The organism is Mumia sp. ZJ430 (genome assembly GCF_011751845.1).
GTDB lineage: Bacteria > Actinomycetota > Actinomycetes > Propionibacteriales > Nocardioidaceae > Mumia.
Genome location: NZ_JAAHFK010000003.1, coordinates 182,478 through 202,361 on the forward strand (window position 1 = coordinate 182,478; position 19,884 = coordinate 202,361).

Here is a 19,884-nt window from a genome sequence, read left to right on the forward strand (position 1 = left end):
GCGTCCTTCGGCTCACTCCGGCAGGGCGAGGTCGAGGGCGTCGTCGCGTGAGAGCGCGGCGCCCTCGGCGAACGCCGCTTCGTAACGATCGTGGCCGAGAGCGGCGATCAGCTCCGGGGCGAGCCTGGCCGCAGTGACGTTGCCGAGGTCCTCGGCGCCACGGATCTGACGCGCCGCACCAAGCTGGCGTGCGGCGAGCTCGTGGCGTCCGCCGTGCGCGGTGAGCACCGCCGCCGCTGTCGCCACGATCGCAGCGATCGGCATGTCGTGCGAGCGCCGGGCTTCTGCGGCAGCGCGACCGAGCCACGTGCGTGAGAGAGCCTCGTCGTACGGCAGGACCGCGATCACCGCGGTGCTGAGGACGATCGCGCGGAACTGCGGGGCCTGGAACGGTACGGCGTCGACCTGGGCGACCAACGTGGTCGCGAGGCGCCGCGCGGTCTCAGGGTCCCCGCCGCAGCGCTCGAGCTCCACCTGAGCCACGCGCGCGTACAGCTCGGTGTCGCGATAGCCCGCCCGTCTCGCCTCCTGCGCGGCATCCTCCAGCTCGCGCCGGAGCGCTTCCACCTCGTCGGGCGCGTGCGCGAGGATGAGCGACAGGGCGGCTCGGCGCGTCCGAAGCTGGAGCGCGTCGCGGTCCGCGCCGAGCGCACTCATCAGTGCGGCGGCCGCGTGCAGGTGAGTTCGCGCGTCGCCGAAGCGTCCCGCACGCTCGTACGCCGAAGCGACGGTGGACTCCCCCATCGCCTGCCCCCAGCGGTCGCCGACCTCACGGAACCCGTCGAGCGCGTCGGCGAGGTCGTCGTGGTCACCGGCGGTGGCGGCGCCGGCATTGTCCTGCCAGGCGAGCCTGAGAAACCGCGTGGCCGAGCGCACCCACGGGTCCGGGTGCTCGAGCCCTGCGGACAGGTCGACGCCGCCCACGTCGCACCTGCCCGCATCCGCACCGGACCCGAACCGCGCGAACAGATCGTCCGTGAGCAGGATGAGGGTGATGGTCGGCGACTCGCGGTCCAGCTCCGGGTCGCGCCGCAGCTCAGCGATCCGCTCCGACAGAGCGACGCGGTCGCTCGTCGGCGCCGGCTCGTCCAGCACGGCGACGAGACGCATCGCCACGCACACCAGCTCCGGCGTGGCCGGCAACGTCCCGTGCATCGCGAGCACGCGACCGGCGAGCTCGGCGATCTCGTCGTGCTGGCCGCGCAGCGAGAAGTACCACGCGAGGTCGGCCGTGAGCCAGGCCGCAGACTCGCCGTCCCCGGTGTCGACGGCGTACGCCAACGCGGTGAGGAGGTTGCCGCGCTCGTCGTCGAGGACCGCGAGCGCGTCGAGCTGGTCGGCCCGGCGCAGCTGCGGCTCCAGGTCGTGGGCGAGGCGGCGGAAGTACGCGAGGTGGTCACGCCGGACGCCGTCGGCCACGCCGCGTTCCACGAGGCGGTCGGCGCCGTACTCCCGCAGCGTCTCCAGCATCCGGAACCGCGGTTCGCCGAGGTTGTCCGCGACGGGGGTAAGGAGCGACTTGTCGGCGAGGGCCGTGAGCAGGTCGAGGGCGCTGGCCGCATCTGTCCCGGCGATCGCGGCCGCGGCAGGGACGGAGATGCCTGCAGGGAAGACCGCAAGCCGTTCGGCGAGCCTGCGCTCGTCCTCGTCGAGGAGGTCCCAGCTCCACTCGACGACCGCCCGCAACGTCCGGTGCCGGGGCAGTGCCGTACGGCTTCCGCCGGTGAGCAGCCGGAACCGGTCGCCGAGTCTTGCGGCGATCTGCGGCGCGGTGAGGCTGCGCAGCCGGGCGGCAGCGAGCTCGAGCGCGAGCGGCTGCCCGTCGAGGCGTCGGCAGATCTCGAGCGCCGCCGGCAGCGTCGCGTCGTCGAGCACGAACCCCGGGCACGCCGCCTGCGCGCGCTGGACGAACAGGTCGACCGCGCTGTGCTCCAGCGCCTCGCGTGGAGTGGACTCGCCCCCGGGGACGTCGAGCGAGACCACCGGGAGCACGACCTCGCCCAGCAGGTCGAGCGGCTCTCGGCTGGTCGCGATCACCCGCAGCTCCGGCAACGCCTGGAGGAGGACCTCCACGATGACAGCGACGTCCGCGACGAGGTGCTCGCAGTTGTCGGCGACAAGCACCACGCGCCGTCCCGCCAACGCCTCGACCAGACGCGTGCGGTCGTCACCGCGCCGCTCGGTCGGCCGGTCGAGCACGACCACCTCGCGGAGGTCGAGCGCACCGACCAGGGCGTCGAGGATGTCGGCAGGATCGGTCACGGAGGCGAGTTCGACCATCCAGGTGCCGTCGGGGTAGGCCGAGGCGATCCCTGTCGCCGTCTCGACCGCGAGGCGGGTCTTGCCGGCTCCCCCGGGCCCGACGAGGGTGACGAGGCGGTGCGACGCAACGAGCTGCGCGAGCTCGGCGACAGCCGCGTCACGTCCGACGAAGCTGGTCAAGGCGGTCCGCAGGTTCGTCCGTACGCGGGTCGCCGCCGGCGCAGGCCCGGTGACGTCGCCGGCGAGCATGGCGCGATGGAGCTCCCGTGCCGCAGGGGACGGGTCCAGCCCCAGGTCGTCGACCAGACCGGTACGCATCCGCTCGTACGCCGCGAGCGCGTCGGCGGTGCGGCCGGTCGCGGCGAGCACCCGCATGAGCGCCGTCCAGAGCCGCTCCCGGTACGGGTGGGCGTCGACGAGCGCCGTCAGCTCGGCGACGACGCCCGCCGCGTCGTACCGACCGCTCGTGACCTCCGACTCGAGACTCTCCTCGTGGACGGCGAGCCTGCGCTCTTCGAGCGCGGCCGCCGCCGGGCCTGCGAACGGCACGTCCTCGAGCCCTTCGAGCGCACGCCCGGTCCACACCGCCAGCGCCTCGCGCCCCCGCCCTGCACGGGCGAGACGATCGAACCGGTAGGCGTCGACGTCCTCCGCGACCACGGCGAGGCGATAGCCCGTCCCGTTCGAGGCCAGTGCGCCCTCCGGCAGCCGGGCCCGGGCGCGCGAGACGACGGACTGCAGCGCGTTGTGCGCGTGGCGTGGAGGCGTGTCGCCCCAGAGGTCGTCGACGAGGACCTGCGTCGCGACCGGGTGGGGCGCTGCGAGGGCGAGCCGGGCGACGAGCGCGCGGTTGCGCGGCCCCCCGAGATCGACCCGCTCACCGTCGAGGACGACCGTGACCGGGCCGAGAAGCTGAACCTGCACGAGGTCCATCCTGCACCCGGCGCCGTTAGACCTTCTTCTCCCGCCAGGGCCGCTCGAACGGCAACCGCCACGCGTGCGGCGCGATCAGCTGGTGGATCGCGTTCGGTCCCCAGGACCCGGCCGGATAGACCCGTACGGGCGGCGGGTGGTCGAGCAGCTGCTGCGAGAGGCCCCACAGCCGCTCAATGCCGTCGGCGGTGGTGAACAGCGTGTGGTCGCCGCGCATCGCGTCGTAGATCAGCCGCTCGTACGCCTCGAGCGCCGACACCGCGCCCGGATCCTCGTGGAACGAGAACTGCATCGAGTACTTGTCCATGCGCATCCCGTGCCCGGGCTTCTTGCCGTAGAACGACAGCGACAGCCGGGCACGATCAGCGAGGTCGAACGTCAGGTGGTCCGGGCCCTGCGCGCCGACGCCCGACCCCTCGGGGAACATGCTCTTCGGCGGCTCGCGGAACGCGATCGAGATGATCCGCGCGCCCTCGGCGAGCTTCTTGCCCGTACGGAGGTAGAACGGCACGCCGGCCCACCGCCAGTTGTCGATCCAGCAGCGCAGCGCGATGAACGTCTCGGTGTCGGAGTCGTCGAAGACGTCGGGCTCCTCGCGGTAACCGGCGTACTGACCGCGGACGACGTCGGCGGGCTCGATCGGCAGCATCGAACGGAAGACTTTGTTCTTCTCCTCCGTGATCGCGTAAGGGGCGAGCGCGGTCGGCGGCTCCATCGCGACGAAGCCCAGCACCTGGAAGAGGTGCGTGACGACCATGTCCTTGTAGGCGCCCGTCTGCTCGTAGAAGCCGATGCGCCCGCCCAGGCCGAGGGTCTCGGGCACGTCGATCTGGACGTGGTCGATGTGGTTGCGGTTCCAGATGGGCTCGAAGAGTCCGTTGGCGAAGCGGAAGGCGAGGATGTTCTGCGCCGCTTCCTTGCCCAGGAAGTGGTCGATGCGGAAGATCTGGTCCTCGCGGAACACCTCGTGCAGGGCGGCGTTGAGACGACGCGCCGACGCCAGGTCAGTGCCGAACGGCTTCTCCATGATGATCCGCGAGCGTGCCGCCAGGCCCGCCTCGTCGATCTCGTGGACGACCGCCAGCGCCGCCTTGGGAGGCACGCTCAGGTAGTGCAGGAGCTGCGGCTGCCCTCCGACCTCGGCCTCCGCCCGGTGGACGACCGTCGCGAGCGTGTCCGCGCCACCGTCGCCGGGCGCCCAGCGCAGCAGGGCCGCGAAGTCGGCCCACGCCTCATCCGTCGGCGAGGGCTTGCTGAACTCATCGACGGCGTCACGGGCGAGCGTACGGAACTTGTCGAGGTCCATCTCGTCGAGAGAGGTGCCGACGATCCGCGCGTTCGGGAGCAGGCCAGCCTGCCAGAGGTGGAGCAGCCCCGGGAGCAGCTTGCGGCGTGCGAGGTCCCCGGTCGCCCCGAAGAGCACGATGACGTACGGCTGCGACTCCATGCGGTTCAGCGTAGTGCGACAGGACGCCGGTGGTGGGGCGAGCCTGACGGGCACAGTGATCTGGCTCACAGTCGTGCCGCCTTGCACCCACAACCTACGGTTGCGTAGGTTGTGGGTGCACAGACGTTCACTCAACCCGTACGGAGCGTTCATGGGAATCGTCCGCAAGGCACTCGCCTCGCGACCGGTCGCCGCCTTCACCTCCCCCCACACGGTCGACCACTACCTCGACCAGGTGCACCCCATGCTGGCCGTCCACCACGTGCGCGCTCGCGTCGTCGAGGTGATCCGCGAGACCGGTGTCGCGAGCACGGTCGTGCTGCGGCCCAATGGCACGTGGCGGGGTTTCAAGCCCGGGCAGCACGTCGAGTTCGGCGTGGAGGTCGACGGCAAGCGCCGCGTCCGGGTGTTCTCGGTGTCGAGCTCGACACAGCGCAAGGACGGCCTCTTCAGCGTCTCCGTTAAGGCGCACCCCGACGGCTACGTCTCCCAGTACCTCCACCACGAGCTCTGCCCGCGCACGCTCGTCCACCTCTCGCAGGCCGACGGCGACTTCGTCCTCCCCGACAGCGTCCCCGACGACCTGCTGCTCCTGTCCGGCGGCAGCGGCATCACGCCGGTGATGTCGATGCTGCGCACCCTGCGCGACACCGGCCATCGCGGCCGGGTCACGTTCTTGCACTACGCCCGCAGCCGGGACGACGAGATGTTCTCCGACGAGCTCGACGAGCTCGACACCTCGCTCGACTTCGCGACGGTCGTCCGCATCTACACCCGCGAGCCCGTCGAGGGCGCCGAGCTCGCCGGCCGCTTCACCGTCGAGCACCTCAAGCACCTCGGCGTCGACGCCGCGAGCACGCTGTCGTACGTCTGCGGCCCGGCCGGCCTCATCGCCACGGTTCGCGACGCGTACGACGAGCTGGACGCCGCCGACCAGCTGCGGATGGAGTACTTCAAGGTCCCCACCGTCGACCTCGCCGCCGCCGACGCCACCGGCACCCTCACCTTCGAGGACTCCGGCATCGCCGCCGACAACTCCGGCACGACCATCCTCGAGCAGGCGGAAGCCGCGGGACTGAAACCCGCGTACGGCTGCCGCATGGGCGTCTGCAACACCTGCGCCCTCAAGAAGAACCACGGCGCCGTACGCCACGTCATCAGCGGCGAGATCACGGCCAGCACCGACGAGACCATCAAGATCTGCGTCCAAGTCCCTGTCGGCGACGTCAACGTCGCCCTCTGATTTCGACCCTTCGACAGGCTCAGGACGAACAAGCTCAATCACCGGAGGAGAGCATGTCCCACTACCGCAAGAAGCACGCGCCGATCGAGCCGCTCAGCGCGTCGAACCACAACAAGGCGCCCGTCCCGCTCGTTGGCGAGGACACCACCACGCGCGCGACGATCGGCCTCGACCTCATGACGTACGAGCAGCTCGAGGAGTTCGGCCAGGAGCTCGATACGGTCCGCCAGCGGGTCCTCGACGACCTCGGCCAGAAGGACGCCAACTACATCCGGCGCGTCATGAAGGCTCAGCGGATCTTCGACGTGCTCGGCCGGATCGGCATCTTCATGCCGTTCTTCCCGCCGGTGTTCGTCGTCGGAATCCTCTGCCTCGGCATCTCCAAGATCCTCGAGAACATGGAGATCGGGCACAACGTGATGCACGGCCAGTACGACTGGATGAACGATCCGGTCGTCGACGGCAAGAAGTATGAGTGGGACAACGTGGCGCCCGCTGAGGACTGGAAGCACGGCCACAACTACATCCACCACACGTACACGAACATCCACGGCATGGACCGGGACATCGGCTACAACATGTTCCGGATCGACGAGGAGCAGCCGTGGTACCCGAGCCACCGCTTCAACCTGCCGCTGGCGACCATGCTGATGCTCTTCTTCGAGTGGGGTGTGATGTACCACGGCATCGAGCTGGACGAGTACCTCGGCGGACGCATGAGCAAGTCCGAGTTCAAGGCCCGTAAGAAGCGCGCCTGGCAGAAGGTCCGCCGCCAGGTCGTCAAGGACTACGTCGCGTTCCCGCTGGCCTCGGTCGCGCTGGTGCCGTTCACCTCGTGGTGGGTGCCGCTCGCGGTCCTGGGCGGCAACGTCGTCGCCAACATCATCCGCAACATCTGGACGTTCATCATCATCTTCTGCGGCCACTTCCCCGCGGAGGTCGAGACCTTCAGGGAGGAAGACGCGCTCAACGAGACCCGCGGCCAGTGGTACCTGCGCCAGCTCCTGGGCTCGGCCAACATCACCGGCACCCCGGTCTTCCACGTGCTGACGGGCAACCTGTCGTACCAGATCGAGCACCATCTCTTCCCCGACATCCCGGCCCGCCGCTACCCGGAGGTCGCGAAGGACGTGCACCGTCTGGTCGAGAAGTACGGGCTGCGCTACAACACCGGCCGCCTCTCGAAGCAGATCGGCAGCGTCGCGATCCAGCTGGCCGCGCTCGGCAAGAAGCCGTCCGACCCGTACAAGGTCGGCAACTCTCCGGAGTCGAAGGCACTTCGCCGCGAGAAGCGTGAGGCCGAGAAGGCTGCCCGCGAGGCGATGGCGAACGCCTGAGGTTCCTGCCCGCATCGCTTGACCGATGAGGAGGGGTTCCGCCCACTGGCTGGGCGGAACCCCTCATCGTTCGTCAGCGGACAGCGCGTACGGAGGCCTCCGGGCTGAGGTCGAGCCGGCGCAGCGTCTGAGCGTTGAGCGCGACGATGACCGTGGACGCCGACATGAGGATCGCTCCCACCGACATCGGGAGCACGAACCCGACCGGCGCGAGCACGCCCGCCGCGAGCGGGACGGAGATCAGGTTGTAGCCCGCGGCCCACCAGAGGTTCTGCTTCATCTTGCGATAGCTGGCGCGTGACAGCTCGCGCACCGACAGCACCGAACGCGGGTCGTCGCTGGCCAGGATCACCCCGGCCGACGCGATCGCGACGTCCGTGCCGGCACCGATCGCGATGCCGACGTCGGCCTGCGCGAGTGCCGGCGCATCGTTGACGCCGTCGCCGACCATCGCGACCTTGCGACCCTCGTCCTGCAGCGACGCGACCGACGCGGCCTTGTCCTCCGGGCGCACTCCGGCGAAGACACGGTCGATGCCGAGCTCGTCACCGACCGCGCGCGCGACCGCTTCGGCGTCACCGGTGATCATCACGACCTGCACACCGAGCCGGTGGAGCGCGTCGACGGCCTCACGCGACTCCTGGCGCACCTCGTCGGCGAGCGACAACGCCCCTGCCGGCCGGCCGTCGACGACCACGTGGAGGATGATCGCGCCCTCGGCACGCCACGTGTCGGCGACCGGGAGCTCGTTGGCGTGCTCCTGCGCGAGGAGCGCCGGCCCGCCCACCTGGACGCGGTGGCCGTCGACGGTCGCCGAGACGCCGACCGCCGGTGACGACGAGAACCCCGAGGCCTCAGGCACCGTCAACCCACGTTGCCGTGCGGCCTCCACGATCGCCTTGGCCAGCGGGTGCTCGCTATCGGACTCGGCCGCAGCCGCGAGCGCGAGCACGCGATCAGCGTCCTCCCCCGCCGCAGGCTCGACGGCGCTGACGGCAGGCTCCCCCTTGGTCAGGGTGCCGGTCTTGTCGAACAGCACGGTGTCGACCGTCCGCATGCTCTCCAGGGCCAGCCGGTCCTTCACGAGCACCCCGCCGCGGGCGGCGCGCTCGGTCGCGATCGAGACGACCAGCGGGATCGCGAGGCCGAGGGCGTGGGGGCACGCGATCACGAGCACCGTGATGGTGCGGATCACGGCCTCGTCGGGCTGCCCGATGAGCGACCACACCACCGCTGTGATCGCCGCAGAGCCGAGCGCGAACCAGAACAGCCACGCGGCGGCGGTGTCGGCGATCCGCTGGGCCCGTGACGACGAGCTCTGCGCGTCGGCGACCAGCCGCTGGATGCCTGCCAGCGCGGTGTCGTCGCCGACCGCGCTCACGCGGACCCGAAGACCCGAGTCCGTCGCGACCGTCCCGGCGACGACGCCGTCTCCGACCGTACGACGCACCGGACGCGACTCGCCCGTCACCATCGACTCGTCGACGTCGGCGGCCCCCTCCGTCACGACCCCGTCAGCCGGCACGCTCGCGCCGGGGCGGACGACGACGAGGTCACCGACCTGCAGGGCGGACGGCGCGACCGTCACCACCTCGTCGCCCTCCACCCGCTCCGCCTCGTCGGGCAGCAGCGCCGCGAGCGAGTCCAGCGCCGAGGTGGTCTGAGCCAGCGACCGCATCTCGATCCAGTGACCGAGCAGCATGATCACGATCAGCAGCGCGAGCTCCCACCAGAAGTCGAGCTCGTGATGGAGGAGCCCGAGGCTCGCGCCCCAGGACGACACGAAGGCGACGGTGATCGCGAGCCCGATGAGCAGCATCATCCCGGGCTGACGCGACCGGATCTCGCTGACGGCGCCGGTCAGGAACGGCCTGCCGCCCCACACGTACATGACGGTGCCGAGCACCGGCGAGACCCACTCGACCCAGCTGGCGCCTGGGAGGTCGTAGCCGATGATCGCGGCGAACATCGCCGAGCAGAGCACCACAGGGACGGCGAGACCCAGCATGATCCAGAAGAGCCGCCGGAACTGGGCCACGTGGTCACCGTGCCCGCCGTGCGCGTGCCCGTGCCCGCCGTGCCCGTCGTGGGCGGGCACCGTCTCGTGCGTGTGGTGGTCGTGAGTGGTCATGATCTCGAAGGTATACCCCTAGGGGGTATAAGGCAAGCCCTCGCCGAGGACGAGAGAGGCGACCCGCGACAGCTCGGGCGTCAAGGCGACCTCGGGCACCGTGACCTCCTCGTCGCCGTACGCGAACGTGTAGATAAACCGGTCCGGATCGGCCCGCACGTCACTGATAGACGCGAGGTCCGTACGGCCGAGCAGGGCGGCAACCTCGGCCCCGACCTCGCCGTCGTCGAGGTCGAGGACGCCCTCGCGCACCAGGCCGGCGAACCCACCGGACCGCTGGACCCGCACCGTGCCCGTCGGGAACCCGGCCGGCTCCCGCGATGGGGCATCCACGCCCGGCACCACCCCCACCTCAGCCCACGCCTCGCGGACCAGCTGCGCCTCGCGCGCACCGAACAACCGCTCGGCCGCCTCGACCGTGGCTGACCCGAACCCCGCAAAGCCGGTCCGCGAACCCACCGAACCGCCGCTCAGCGCCGCGTACCAGATCTGTCCGGGCACCTCCCAGCTGTTGCCGCCGAGGGCGAGCGCCGCCAGCGCGAACGCGCGGTTGGGGATGCCCGAGTTGATATGGACTCCCCCGTTGTCAGCCTGGGTCTCGACGTAGTCCCGCATCGACCCGACCTGCGGGTCCTTGCCGAGCAGCGGGTCGTCGTACGCCGTCCCCGGCTCGCGCATCGATCGCAGCGCGACGGCGTCGATGCCCGCGACGAACAATCCCTCCCCGATCAGCCAGTCGGCCTGCTCCGCGCTCTGCCCGAGCGCCTGCTGCTTGGCCAGCGCTGCGAAGCAGTCGGACATGGACTCGTTCAGCGCCCCCGACTGGTCGGCATAGACGAGGTCGGCGGTGAACTGCGTGACGCCGTGGACGAACTCGTGGAAGAGCACGTCGGGCGGTTTGGTGAACCGCTCGAACACCTCGCCGTCGCCGTCGCCGAAGACGAGCTGCTGTCCGTCCCAGAAGGCGTTGTCGTAGCGCTGGCCGTAGTGGACCGTCACCGTGACCGGACTGCCGGCGCCGTCGATGCCGTCCCGCCCGAACTGCGTGGCGAACAACGTGTGGATGACGCCGGTGTTGTCGTACGCCTCGTCGACCGCGAGGTCGCCGGTCGGCGGCTCGTCGTCGCCGCGCGCTTTGTCGCCCGGGAGCCGGGTCGTGCCCGCGGCGGTGAAGATCGTCTTGGTGCCGTCGGCGTCGACCGGCACGTCGAGGTCGGTCACGGACGCGGTACGGCGGCGCTCGCGAAGGTCGGCGTCGAGCGCACGCGTCTGCGCACAGCACCGGGACACGTCGACGCGGCCGGTCGCCTCGGCGATGTGGGCGAGCAGGTAGGGCGGGACGAAGGTGCAGCTCATCCCCCAGTCGTACCGCGCGCCACCGACACCGGCGAGCCGGTCGAGCCGCCCCGCCGCCGGTCGAGCCGCCCCGCCGCCGGTCGAGCCTGTCGAGACCCCTCAGATCAGGCGACGGTCGTTCGCCCATCGCGTCAACTCGTGACGGCTCGACAGCTGGAGCTTGCGCAGCACGGACGACACGTGGGTCTCGACGGTCTTCACCGAGATGAACAGCTCCTTCGCGACCTCCTTGTAGGCGTAGCCGCGCGCGATCAGACGCATCACCTCGCGCTCGCGCTCGGTGAGCCGGTCAAGATCGGAGTCGACCTGCGCGACCTCGATCGTCCCGGCGAACGCGTCCAGCACGAATCCGGCCAGCCGTGGGGAGAACACCGCGTCGCCGCCCGCGACCCGCCGGATCGCGTCGATCAGCTCGTCACCGGTGATGTTCTTGGTGACGTAGCCGCGCGCACCGGCCCGGATCACGCCGATCACGTCCTCGGCAGCGTCACTGACCGACAGCGCGAGGAACTTCGTCTCCGGGTGACGCGTCGCCACGCGTCGGAGGACCTCCGCTCCTCCACCGCCCGGAAGATGCACGTCGAGGAGCACGACCGCGGGCTGGTACGTCTCGACCGCGGCGATCGCCTCGTCGACGTCACCGGCCTCCGCGACGATCCGCACCGCGCTGCCGAGCTCGGCGCGCACGCCGGTCCTGAACATCGCGTGGTCGTCGACGAGCAGGACCGTCAGGTCACGCCCGCCTGCCGCGCCCGTACCACCGGTCTGACTCGGGGTGCTGCTCACGTGTCTGCTCCTCCGTCCGCGCCCTCGGGCGCACCGTCACGTCCGCCGTTCGGCGACCGGTCGCGTACGAGGGGCAGCGCCAGCCGCACCTCAGTGCCGTCCCCCGGGCTTGAGCGTACGACGGCGGTCCCACCGTGCCGCTCCATCCTCGCGACCAGCGAGCGACGGATCCCCAGCCGGTCCTCGGGCACCTGGGCCGGGTCAAAGCCGTGGCCGCGGTCACGGACAAACACCTCCGCCGCCGTCCCGCTCACCTCGACGTAGACGTCGATGCGGTCCGCGCCCGAGTGCTTGACGGCGTTGGTCATCGCCTCGCGGGCGGCGGCACGCAGCGCGTCGACGTCGGGGTCGGGCTCGGCATCGCCGACGCCCACCACCTCGATCGGGATCCGGTATGCCGTCTCGATCTCGGTCGCGTCGGCCACCAGACCCTTGCGGAGCGTCGTGCCGTCGTCGGCAGGCTCCCCGTACAGCCAGTCGCGCAGCTCGCGCTCCTGCCGTCGGGCCAGCGTCGCGACCTGTGCCGGGTCGTTCGCGTTCTTCTGGAGCAGCGCGAGGGTCTGGAGCACCGAGTCGTGCAGGTGAGCGGCGACGTCGGCACGCTCCTGCGACCGCACCCGCTCACGCCGCTCCTCTCCCAGCGTCGCGAGGAGGCGGACGATCCACGGCCCGAGAAGCAGGCCCGCTCCCGCGACAGCCACCACGAGCGCGCCCAGCAGCTGAGCCGCGGACTCCAGCCCGCCCCCGAGCTGGGCGACGAAGACGCCGTACGCGATGAGGACCAGCAGCGTGCCCGCGGCGGTCCTCAGGACCGCCTGCCATCCCGACGTCTCCCGGACCCAGCGGCGCAGCGACCGGTCGTCGGCCTGGCGCCAGATCAGGGCGAAGCCGGTGATCGCCAGGACGGCGGGGAAGAGCAGGCTCCCCACGCGATCGCTGCCGACGACGATGAAGACCATCCCGACGCCCAGCACGACGAGGGCGGCGGTCTGCAGCGTGCTGCGGTTGGACTGCGCCTCGTCCTCCTCGTCGCTGCGCAGCCCGCGCCGCGTCGCGCTGGCGAGACCGGGCGAGCCCTCAGCGCCGCCGAGCGGGACGAAGACCCAGAACGCCGCGTACGCGAGGACCCCGGCGAGCTGGAAGAGGGTTGTCAGGACGAACGCGAGGCGCACCCACAGCACAGGGACACCGAGATGGTCGGCGAGTCCCTGCGCGACCCCGCCGAGCACGCGCGGGCTCGGGGAGCGGTAGAGCCGGCGCACCGGCGTCGCAGTCATCGTCACGCTACCGATCGTCACACGCTGGCGGTGCTGCGGACCAGCCGGATCGACCCCTGCCGGACCCTGGCCCGGCGGGCGGCCGGCCCGGTACGGATCAGGGGTCTCACCCATACTGCGGAGGGACGACGCGCAGCAGGATGGACACATGGACGACACGACCCCACCCCTCGGCGCTCCCGCCGCGGGAGGCGCCTCCGCCGACAGCGGGGGCCAGACACCCCCGCCGGGTGACCCGCGCCCCCCGAGCTCCGGCGCACTCACCGACATCCGCCGCACCGAGGACGGCCGGGTCGTCGCCGGTGTGTGCGCGGGGATCGGGCGCTACCTCGGCATCGACCCGATCATCCCGCGCATCGTCTTCGCTGTGCTGACGATCGTCGGGTTCGGCGGTCTGCTCGCCTACGGTGCCGCGTGGATCCTGCTGCCCGACGAGCGGACGGGTGAGAGCTATCTGAAGCGCTGGCTGGGTCTGGGAGACAACGAGCCGCAGATCCGGTTGGTCGGCCTCGGCGCGGCTGCGCTGGTCGCCCTCACGTGGACGTGGGGATGGGGGTGGCCGCTCGGCCCGATCTGGATCGCGGCGGTGGTGGTCGTCGCGTGGGTCGCGTTCCGCGAGTACCAGGAGCGCAGCCGGCGTCACAGCGCGCCGCGGCCCCCCGTCCCGCCGTACGGACCTGGGCCGCAGCCGCCGGCGCCACCGTACGGGGCAGCACCTCCGTACGGGGCAGCATCTCCGTACGGGGCAGCACCTCCGTACGGGCAGGCACCTCCGCCGTACGCAGCCGCTTCCCCACACCCGCAGGCGCCCGCCGCACACGGCGCGCCCGCCCGCTCGTACGCCCCGGTGCCACCCGCTCTCCCGCGGCCACCCGCACCACCGCACCGGCCGCCGCCTCCCGCACCGAAGCCGCCGAAGCGCCCGAACCCTCGCCACGACGGCGGGCTGCTGACGATCCTCACGCTCTCGCTGACGCTCGTCGCGACCGGCGTCACCATCATCGCGACGCAGGGGGACCTGCACACCTCGGTGTACGTCGCCGTCGCCCTGGCGACGCTCGCGGCGGGCATGCTCGTCGGCACCGTGCTCGGCAACGCCCGGCCGCTGATCTTCCCTGCGCTCGCCACCGTGGCGGTGCTCGCGGTGTCGGTCGCCGTGCCACGCTGGGACGCCGGCCGCATCGAAGCGACACCGACGAGTGCCGCCGCCGTCCGGGACGCGTACGGGATCGGCTTCGGCGAGGTGATCGTCGACCTCACCGGCGTCACAGACCCGGCGGCGCTCGACGGGAAGAACATCGAGATCGAGGTCGGCGTGGGCAACGTCCGCGTGTACGTCCCCCCGACTCTCGACGTCGGGATCGACTCCTCCGTCGGTGTCGGCGCAATCTCCGCGCTCGGTGCCGAACGGGGCGGCCTCAGCACCCAGCTCACCATGCACGACAACACGGACCGTCCCGACCTGGACCTCGAGATCGACGTCCGCATCGGGATGGTGGAGGTGATCCGCTCATGAAGCGCCATCCGCTCGACGCGCTGACCCTGGTCAGCCTCACGTTCGTCGCCGTCGCCGGTGCGGTGTGGGGGATGTGGTACGCCGGCTGGGACCTGGTCTCGATCGCGATCGCCGGCCCGCTGCTGCTGGTCCTGCTCGGCGTGGCGGGGCTCGTCGCGACGTTCATCGCGGCGCGCCAGACGAGCCGTCGCAACCGCGAGCAGCGCACGGCGGTCTCTCCGTCGGCCGACACCACGCTCGACGCCACCCCTGACGACGCAAGCCCCACCGACGCAAGCCCCGCCAATGACACCCGCACTCTCACCCTCGAGGACCTCACCGGGCCCTCCGACGAAGGAGACGACAAGCGATGACCCGCTCCAAGAAGCTCGTACGCACCAGCAGCGACCAGTGGATCGCGGGGGTGTGCGGCGGCATCGCGCGCTACCTCGGCGTCGACCCGACGGTCGTCCGGCTGGCCTTCGTGGTCTTGACCGTGCTCGGGCTCGGCTCGATGATCATCGTCTACCTCGTCGCCTGGCTCCTGATGCCCAAGGACGTCTGACGCCGCTCGGGAAGGCAGGCAGTGCCCGGGTCAGCGTGAACGCGGACGTTCGAACAGGCGCGACATCACGATCGCGCTCCGCGTGCGCTCGACCCGGGCATGCTCGCGCATCCGCTCGACGACCTGCTCGATCTCGGCCATGTTCGTCGCCATCACGTGCACGATCGCGTCAGGGTTGCCGGCGACGGTCCACGCGCCGACGACCTGCGGGATCGGCTCGAGGCTGCGTTTGAGCTCGCCGGCCGACACGTTGCCGTCGTAGTAGATCTCGACGTACGCCTCGGTCGTCCACCCGAGGGCCGCGGGGTCGATGAGGGTCGTGAAGCCGGTGATCTGGCCGCTCGCACGCATCCGGTCGACCCGGCGCTTGACCGCCGGAGCCGACAGCCCGACACCGGCACCGATCTCGGAGAACGTTGCTCGCCCGTCGCGCATCAGGTGCCCGATGATCTCCCGGTCGACCGCGTCCATCGGCACGACCCCCTCCTCGCCTCACGTCTGACGACGTGCGAGCAAGCCTAGAGCCGCTCGCCCTCCGACGTGTACGGCGCGCGCCACTCAGGTGCCTCGTCGAGGTCGGGTCCGGACCAGTACTCGCGGGCCGCGACGACCTGCCCGTCGCGGACCGTCCAGAACCCGGCCGCGACGTACACGCCGTCGACTCCCTCCTGCGTCACCTCCAGGTCGGTGGCGGCCCTGTCGCCGGCACCGACGACGTCACGCACGGTGATCGACCAGCCCTCGGGGTAGTCACGGTTCATCGCGACGTACGCGGGACCGAGGAACGTCTCCCCCGTCCGGGGCCACTCGATCACCGCCTCGGGGTGCACGAGCGCCGCGACTGCGTCCCAGTCGCGGGCCTGCATGCGGGTCTCGAGCGCTGTCACGACCTGTACGGCATCCATAGGCCCAGCGTGCCCGACGGCACTGACACGTCGCTCAGCTCTGCCAGGACTTCCACAGCGCCGCGTACGACCCACCGCGCGCGACCAGCTCGTCGTGGCTCCCGAGCTCGCTGATCTCGCCGTCCTCGACGACCGCGACCCGGTCCGCGTCGTGCGCGGTGTAGAGGCGGTGCGCGATCGCCACGACCGTCCGCCCCTCGAGGACCGCGCTGAGCGACCGCTCAAGGGCACGCGCGGCCCGCGGGTCGATGAGGGACGTCGCCTCATCGAGCACCAGCGTGTGCGGGTCGGTGAGCACCACCCGCGCCAGCGCGAGGTGCTGCGCCTGCGCGTCGGTGAGGCGGTGGCCTCCCGAGCCGACGACCGTGTCGAGACCGTGCGGGAGGTGCTCCACCCACTCGCGGGCGTCGACCGCGTCGAGCGCAGCCCAGAGCTGGCCGTCGGCGGCGGTCCCGGACTCCTCGAGCGCGAGCTGCAGGTTGTCGCGCAGCGTCCCGACGAAGACGTGGTGCTCCTGCGTCAGCAGCGCGACTCTGCGCCGCAGGTCGTCGAGCTCGAGCTCGGTGACTCCGACGCCGCCGACCGTGACGGCCCCGGTGGTCGGACCCTGGATGCCCGCGATGAGGCGCCCGATCGTCGACTTCCCGGCGCCGGACGGGCCGACGACCGCGAGGCGCTCCCCCGCGGCAAGCTCGAGGTCCACCCCGTGCAGGACCTCGCGACCCGCGACGTACGAGAACCGCACGTCGTCGAGCTCGATGTCCTCGCCTTCGGGGGTACGACCGGTCGGTTCCCGGTCGTCGGGCACCTCTGAGACACCGAGCAGGCGCGCGAGCGAGGTGGCACCGACCTGAAGGGTGTCCATCCAGTTGAGGATCCGGTCGACGGGATCGACGAGGAACCGGACATACAGCACCGCGGCGGTGAGCTCGGCCAACGAGATGGTCCCACGGTCGAGCAGCACGCCGCCGAGCAGGAGCGTCGCGACGACGGGCACGAAGTAGCCCATCTCGACGGCGGGGAAGAACACCGTCCGCAGGTTGCGGGTGTACGACTCCGCAGCGAACGACTCCGCGATGTCCTCGTCGATGCGAGCGCGGCGCTGGTCGCCGAGCCCGAGCGCCTCGACCGTCCGGGCACCCTCCACCGTCTCGGCCAGCGTCGCGTTGATCCGCGAGTACGAGGCGTGCTCGCGGATGTAACCGTCGCGTGCACGCTTGAGGTACCAGCGGGTGGCAGCCCACAGCACCGGCACGCCCAGCACGAGGGGGACGAGGACCCATCCACCGACGAGCACCGCCGCGACGACGGTGCACACGGCGGTGACGAGCGCGACCACGGTCTCCGGCACGGCGAAGCGCACCGCCCAGCCCAGCGTGTCGACGTCGCGCGAGGTACGGGTCAGCAGGTCGCCGGTCCCCGCGCTCTCCACGACGCCGATCGGCAGGGTCAGTGCCTCGTCGACGAAGTCCTCGCGCAGCCGCGCCAGCACGGTCTCGCCGAAGACCGACGACCGCAGCCGGGCGTACCGGGTCAGGATCGTCTGCGCGACCAGGCACACCGCGACGAACAGCGCGATGCGGTCGATCGTGCCGTAGCCGCCTCGCCCCTCGGTCGCGGCCTCGACGAGGTCACCGACCAGCCAGGGCACGACGAGACCGGCACCGGCAGCGGCGCCGTGAAGGAGCATGATGCCGACGAGGTCACGGCGGTGGTCGCGGCCGAGCTGGCGGAGGTACGAGCGAAGCAGGCGGGTGCCGGCGATGGGCAGGGCGTCATGCAACGTCCTCGGCCTCCTCTCGGGTCACGACCTGGCGGTACGCCCGGTCGGTGGTCATGAGCTGGTGGTGGTCGCCGGTCGCGACGACGCGGCCGGCCGACAGGAACGCGACCTCGTCTGCGACGTCGAGGACGAGCGGGCTGCTCGACACGACGACCGTGGTACGGCCGGCACGGTGCCTGCGCAGACGCGCAGCGACACGCGCCTCGGTGTGGGAGTCGACAGCCGACGTCGGCTCGACGAGGACCAGCACGTCAGCCTCGGTCAGCAGGGCGCGCGCGAGCACGACGCGTTGCCGTTGCCCCCCGGACAAGGAGCGACCACGCTCGGCGAGCTCGGAGTCGAGTCCCTCCGGGAGCCCGTCGAGGATGTCGTCGGCGGACGCCGTGGTGACCGCGCGGGCGATCTCGTCGCCGGTCGCCGTGCGCCGGGCGTCGAGAGCGCTGCGCAGCGGGCCGCTGAAGAGCGCGGCACCGGTGTCGTTGACGACGATCCGGCGACGCAGCTCGTCGCGGGCGAGCGCACCGAGCGGCACGCCGCCGTACGAGACGACGTCGACGTCGCCGCCTGGCTCGACATAGCCCCCGAGGCGGTCGGCCAGCGCCACCGCGTCGCGCGGGTCATCGCTGACGACGGCGGTGAGCACGCCCTTGCGACCGACGAAGCCCGAGCGGACGTCGACCAGGTCGCCGTCGGGCGGGCTGACCGGGTCGGCGGGGTCGCTCACGCTCGGCTGGATGCGCAGGATGCGGATCACGTGACGTGCTGAGACGTGACCGCGGATCAGCTTGTTGGCCGCTTCGGTGAACGTCCGCAGCGGGAGCATGAGGAATGTGGCGTACCCGTAGAAGGCGATGAGGTCACCGGCGCTGATCTGACCGGTCGCGGCAAACCGCGCACCGAGCCAGACGACGAGGACGACGAAGGCGCCTGGCAGCAGCACCTGGAAGGCGTCGAGCACCGACTGGACTCGCGCGACCCGGACACCGGCGTGGCGGACGTCCTGCGAGGCCGCGCGGTAGCGGCGGTCGAACATCGCCTCGCCGCCGATGCCGCGCAGGACGCGCAGCCCCGCGACGATGTCGCTGGCGAGGGTGTTGAGCTCCCCCTGCAGGGCTCGCGCCTGCTGGTTGCGGCGGTTGAGGTGGCGCAGCAGCGGGCCCGTCACGCCCATGAGCAGCGGCACGCCGATCAGCACGACCAGCCCCAGGGTCAGCGAGCTCTGCAGCAGGATCACCGCGACCACGAGGTAGGCGACGATCGAGCCGATGAACCGGCCCATCACGTCGACGAAGTTGCCGAGGTTGGCGATGTCCGTCGCTCCGACGCTCACGACCTCGCCGTGCGCGACCCTGCGGTTGAGCTCGGAGCCGAGGCGGCCGGTGTGCGTGCTGACGAGCTGGACGGTCCGGTAGGCGGTGTCGAGCCACATCTGGACGGCGTAGCGGTGGCGCATGATGCCCGAGAACGCCTGGACGGCGCCGATGACGAGAAGCAGCGCCGACCACAGGACCAGTGCGCGTCCGGCACCCACGTCGACGACCGTGTCGATGGCCGCCCCGATCACCGCAGGGACGGACGCCTGGGCCACCATCCAGGCGATGCCGAAGGTGATCGCGCCGACGAGGGTCCAGCCCTGCACCCGAAGAATCCACGTCATGTACCGCGTCGCCGAACGAATGTCTGGGGTGCCAGGGTCGGCGAGCGGGAGGTTCTTCACAACGATCAACCCTAGGCAGCGGTTCTGACAAGAGCGACCGAATATCCCGCGCCTGTGACAGGGATCTCCACCACGGCGCGGCGACTCATCCGGCGACGGGCGCGGGCCAGCTGACACCGATGCCGCCGGCGGTCTGCGCGCCGTACCGCTCTTTCTCGAGGGCGAGGTCGAGCGGAAGGATCCGCACCCGTGCGGCGCGCACCTCAGGGGTGATCAGTGCCGCGGGGACGAGCCAGCTGACCTCGAACTCGATCCCGTCGGGATCCGCGCCGTACAGCGCCTTGGTCGTGCCGTGGTCGCTCGCACCGACGAGCGCGTCGGCGTTGGCCAGCCTCGCCATGACGGTCTCGAGCTCGTCGAGCGTGTCGACCTCCCACGCGAGGTGGTAGAGCCCGACGGTCGTACGGCCCGCTCCCGACGGCCCCGCCGCCGGGCCGATCTGGAAGAGGCCGAGGTCGTGGTCGTTGGAGCTGCCCGAAGCCTGGAGGAACGCGGCCCCCGGCAACCCCATGACCTTCGTGAAGCCGAGCACATCGGAGTAGAAGCGCTCCGAGCGCGCCACGTCGCGGACGTAGAGGACAGCATGGTTGAGGCGCGTGACGGGCATGACGAACTCCTTAGTTGAACGTTCATTCATTATGCCTCAC

The 19,884-nt window shown here is 71.1% G+C and carries 16 protein-coding genes; 5 read left to right on the forward strand and 11 right to left on the reverse strand.

From position 1 onward, the window contains the following. Nucleotides 1-12: 12 nt before the first annotated feature. Nucleotides 13-3,186: a BTAD domain-containing putative transcriptional regulator gene (locus tag HCT63_RS13045; protein ID WP_167005460.1), complete on the reverse strand. Its 3,174-nt coding sequence runs from the start codon at nt 3,184-3,186 to the stop codon at nt 13-15. 25 nt (nt 3,187-3,211) lie between these two features. Further along, nucleotides 3,212-4,642, reverse strand: coding sequence for a glucose-6-phosphate dehydrogenase (gene zwf / locus HCT63_RS13050; RefSeq protein WP_167005463.1), 1,431 nt, complete (start codon nt 4,640-4,642; stop codon nt 3,212-3,214). 115 nt (nt 4,643-4,757) lie between these two features. On the opposite strand from zwf, the gene HCT63_RS13055 reads away from it, so the two are divergent. Together HCT63_RS13055 and HCT63_RS13060 are read left to right on the forward strand one after the other, a co-directional pair. Beyond that, nucleotides 4,758-5,885 (forward strand): FAD-binding oxidoreductase, encoded by a 1,128-nt coding sequence (locus tag HCT63_RS13055; protein WP_208322432.1) that lies wholly within the window; start codon nt 4,758-4,760, stop codon nt 5,883-5,885. Nucleotides 5,886-5,938: 53 nt separating this feature from the next. Further along, nucleotides 5,939-7,222: a fatty acid desaturase gene (locus HCT63_RS13060; RefSeq protein WP_167005465.1), complete on the forward strand. Its 1,284-nt coding sequence runs from the start codon at nt 5,939-5,941 to the stop codon at nt 7,220-7,222. A 73-nt stretch (nt 7,223-7,295) separates the two neighbouring features. Here the strand turns inward: HCT63_RS13060 and HCT63_RS13065 are convergent, their stop codons facing one another. The 4 genes from HCT63_RS13065 to HCT63_RS13080 all read right to left on the reverse strand — a co-directional run bounded on the left by HCT63_RS13065 (nt 7,296) and on the right by HCT63_RS13080 (nt 12,772). After that, nucleotides 7,296-9,230 carry a heavy metal translocating P-type ATPase gene (locus tag HCT63_RS13065; protein ID WP_347877947.1) on the reverse strand — a complete coding sequence of 645 codons (1,935 nt, stop codon included), beginning with the start codon at nt 9,228-9,230 and terminating at the stop codon, nt 7,296-7,298. Nucleotides 9,231-9,371: 141 nt separating this feature from the next. Further along, complete coding sequence (locus HCT63_RS13070; protein WP_167005471.1) at nt 9,372-10,709, reverse strand: protealysin inhibitor emfourin; 1,338 nt, start codon at nt 10,707-10,709, stop codon at nt 9,372-9,374. Between the two features lie 99 nt (nt 10,710-10,808). Next, complete coding sequence (locus tag HCT63_RS13075) at nt 10,809-11,495, reverse strand: response regulator transcription factor (RefSeq protein ID WP_167005474.1); 687 nt, start codon at nt 11,493-11,495, stop codon at nt 10,809-10,811. Next, the gene (locus tag HCT63_RS13080) at nt 11,492-12,772 is read right to left on the reverse strand and encodes an ATP-binding protein (protein ID WP_167007096.1); all 1,281 of its coding nucleotides are present in this window, start codon (nt 12,770-12,772) and stop codon (nt 11,492-11,494) included. Before HCT63_RS13080 ends, HCT63_RS13075 begins: the two co-directional genes overlap by 4 nt. A gap of 148 nt (nt 12,773-12,920) precedes the next feature. Here HCT63_RS13080 and HCT63_RS13085 point away from each other — a divergent pair, with 148 nt between their 5' ends. The 3 genes from HCT63_RS13085 to HCT63_RS13095 are packed head-to-tail and all read left to right on the forward strand — an operon-like array spanning nt 12,921 to nt 14,832. Beyond that, entirely contained in the window at nt 12,921-14,288 is a 1,368-nt protein-coding gene (locus tag HCT63_RS13085; RefSeq protein ID WP_167005477.1) for a PspC domain-containing protein, read from the forward strand. Beyond that, nucleotides 14,285-14,641, forward strand: a complete 357-nt coding sequence (locus HCT63_RS13090) for a hypothetical protein (RefSeq protein ID WP_167005480.1) — start codon at nt 14,285-14,287, stop codon at nt 14,639-14,641. The genes HCT63_RS13085 and HCT63_RS13090 overlap by 4 nt, the downstream gene beginning before the upstream one ends. Further along, complete coding sequence (locus HCT63_RS13095) at nt 14,638-14,832, forward strand: PspC domain-containing protein (RefSeq protein ID WP_167005483.1); 195 nt, start codon at nt 14,638-14,640, stop codon at nt 14,830-14,832. Before HCT63_RS13090 ends, HCT63_RS13095 begins: the two co-directional genes overlap by 4 nt. Nucleotides 14,833-14,862: 30 nt before the next feature. Here the strand turns inward: HCT63_RS13095 and HCT63_RS13100 are convergent, their stop codons facing one another. The 5 genes from HCT63_RS13100 to HCT63_RS13120 all read right to left on the reverse strand — a co-directional run bounded on the left by HCT63_RS13100 (nt 14,863) and on the right by HCT63_RS13120 (nt 19,844). After that, a complete protein-coding gene (locus HCT63_RS13100; protein WP_167007099.1) occupies nt 14,863-15,303 on the reverse strand; it encodes an Lrp/AsnC family transcriptional regulator in 441 nt (146 codons plus the stop codon). 47 nt (nt 15,304-15,350) lie between these two features. Continuing rightward, a complete protein-coding gene (locus HCT63_RS13105) occupies nt 15,351-15,737 on the reverse strand; it encodes a nuclear transport factor 2 family protein (RefSeq protein WP_167005486.1) in 387 nt (128 codons plus the stop codon). Nucleotides 15,738-15,771: 34 nt separating this feature from the next. After that, the gene (locus HCT63_RS13110; protein ID WP_167005489.1) at nt 15,772-17,520 is read right to left on the reverse strand and encodes an ABC transporter ATP-binding protein; all 1,749 of its coding nucleotides are present in this window, start codon (nt 17,518-17,520) and stop codon (nt 15,772-15,774) included. Beyond that, the gene (locus tag HCT63_RS13115; protein ID WP_167005492.1) at nt 17,513-19,177 is read right to left on the reverse strand and encodes an ABC transporter ATP-binding protein; all 1,665 of its coding nucleotides are present in this window, start codon (nt 19,175-19,177) and stop codon (nt 17,513-17,515) included. Before HCT63_RS13115 ends, HCT63_RS13110 begins: the two co-directional genes overlap by 8 nt. 145 nt (nt 19,178-19,322) lie before the next feature. Then, nucleotides 19,323-19,844: a VOC family protein gene (locus tag HCT63_RS13120; protein ID WP_167005495.1), complete on the reverse strand. Its 522-nt coding sequence runs from the start codon at nt 19,842-19,844 to the stop codon at nt 19,323-19,325. Nucleotides 19,845-19,884 lie beyond the last annotated feature (40 nt).

Coding starts and splice junctions, on each gene's coding strand:
- zwf (WP_167005463.1), bottom strand. CDS start 4,642: ATGGAGTCGCAGCCGTACGTCATCGTGCTCTTCGGGGCGACCGGGGAC.
- HCT63_RS13060 (WP_167005465.1), top strand. CDS start 5,939: ATGTCCCACTACCGCAAGAAGCACGCGCCGATCGAGCCGCTCAGCGCG.
- HCT63_RS13065 (WP_347877947.1), bottom strand. CDS start 9,230: ATGCTGGGTCTCGCCGTCCCTGTGGTGCTCTGCTCGGCGATGTTCGCC.
- HCT63_RS13070 (WP_167005471.1), bottom strand. CDS start 10,709: ATGAGCTGCACCTTCGTCCCGCCCTACCTGCTCGCCCACATCGCCGAG.
- HCT63_RS13080 (WP_167007096.1), bottom strand. CDS start 12,772: ATGACTGCGACGCCGGTGCGCCGGCTCTACCGCTCCCCGAGCCCGCGC.
- HCT63_RS13085 (WP_167005477.1), top strand. CDS start 12,921: ATGGACGACACGACCCCACCCCTCGGCGCTCCCGCCGCGGGAGGCGCC.
- HCT63_RS13090 (WP_167005480.1), top strand. CDS start 14,285: ATGAAGCGCCATCCGCTCGACGCGCTGACCCTGGTCAGCCTCACGTTC.
- HCT63_RS13095 (WP_167005483.1), top strand. CDS start 14,638: ATGACCCGCTCCAAGAAGCTCGTACGCACCAGCAGCGACCAGTGGATC.
- HCT63_RS13100 (WP_167007099.1), bottom strand. CDS start 15,303: ATGGACGCGGTCGACCGGGAGATCATCGGGCACCTGATGCGCGACGGG.
- HCT63_RS13105 (WP_167005486.1), bottom strand. CDS start 15,737: ATGGATGCCGTACAGGTCGTGACAGCGCTCGAGACCCGCATGCAGGCC.
- HCT63_RS13115 (WP_167005492.1), bottom strand. CDS start 19,177: ATGACGTGGATTCTTCGGGTGCAGGGCTGGACCCTCGTCGGCGCGATC.
- HCT63_RS13120 (WP_167005495.1), bottom strand. CDS start 19,844: ATGCCCGTCACGCGCCTCAACCATGCTGTCCTCTACGTCCGCGACGTG.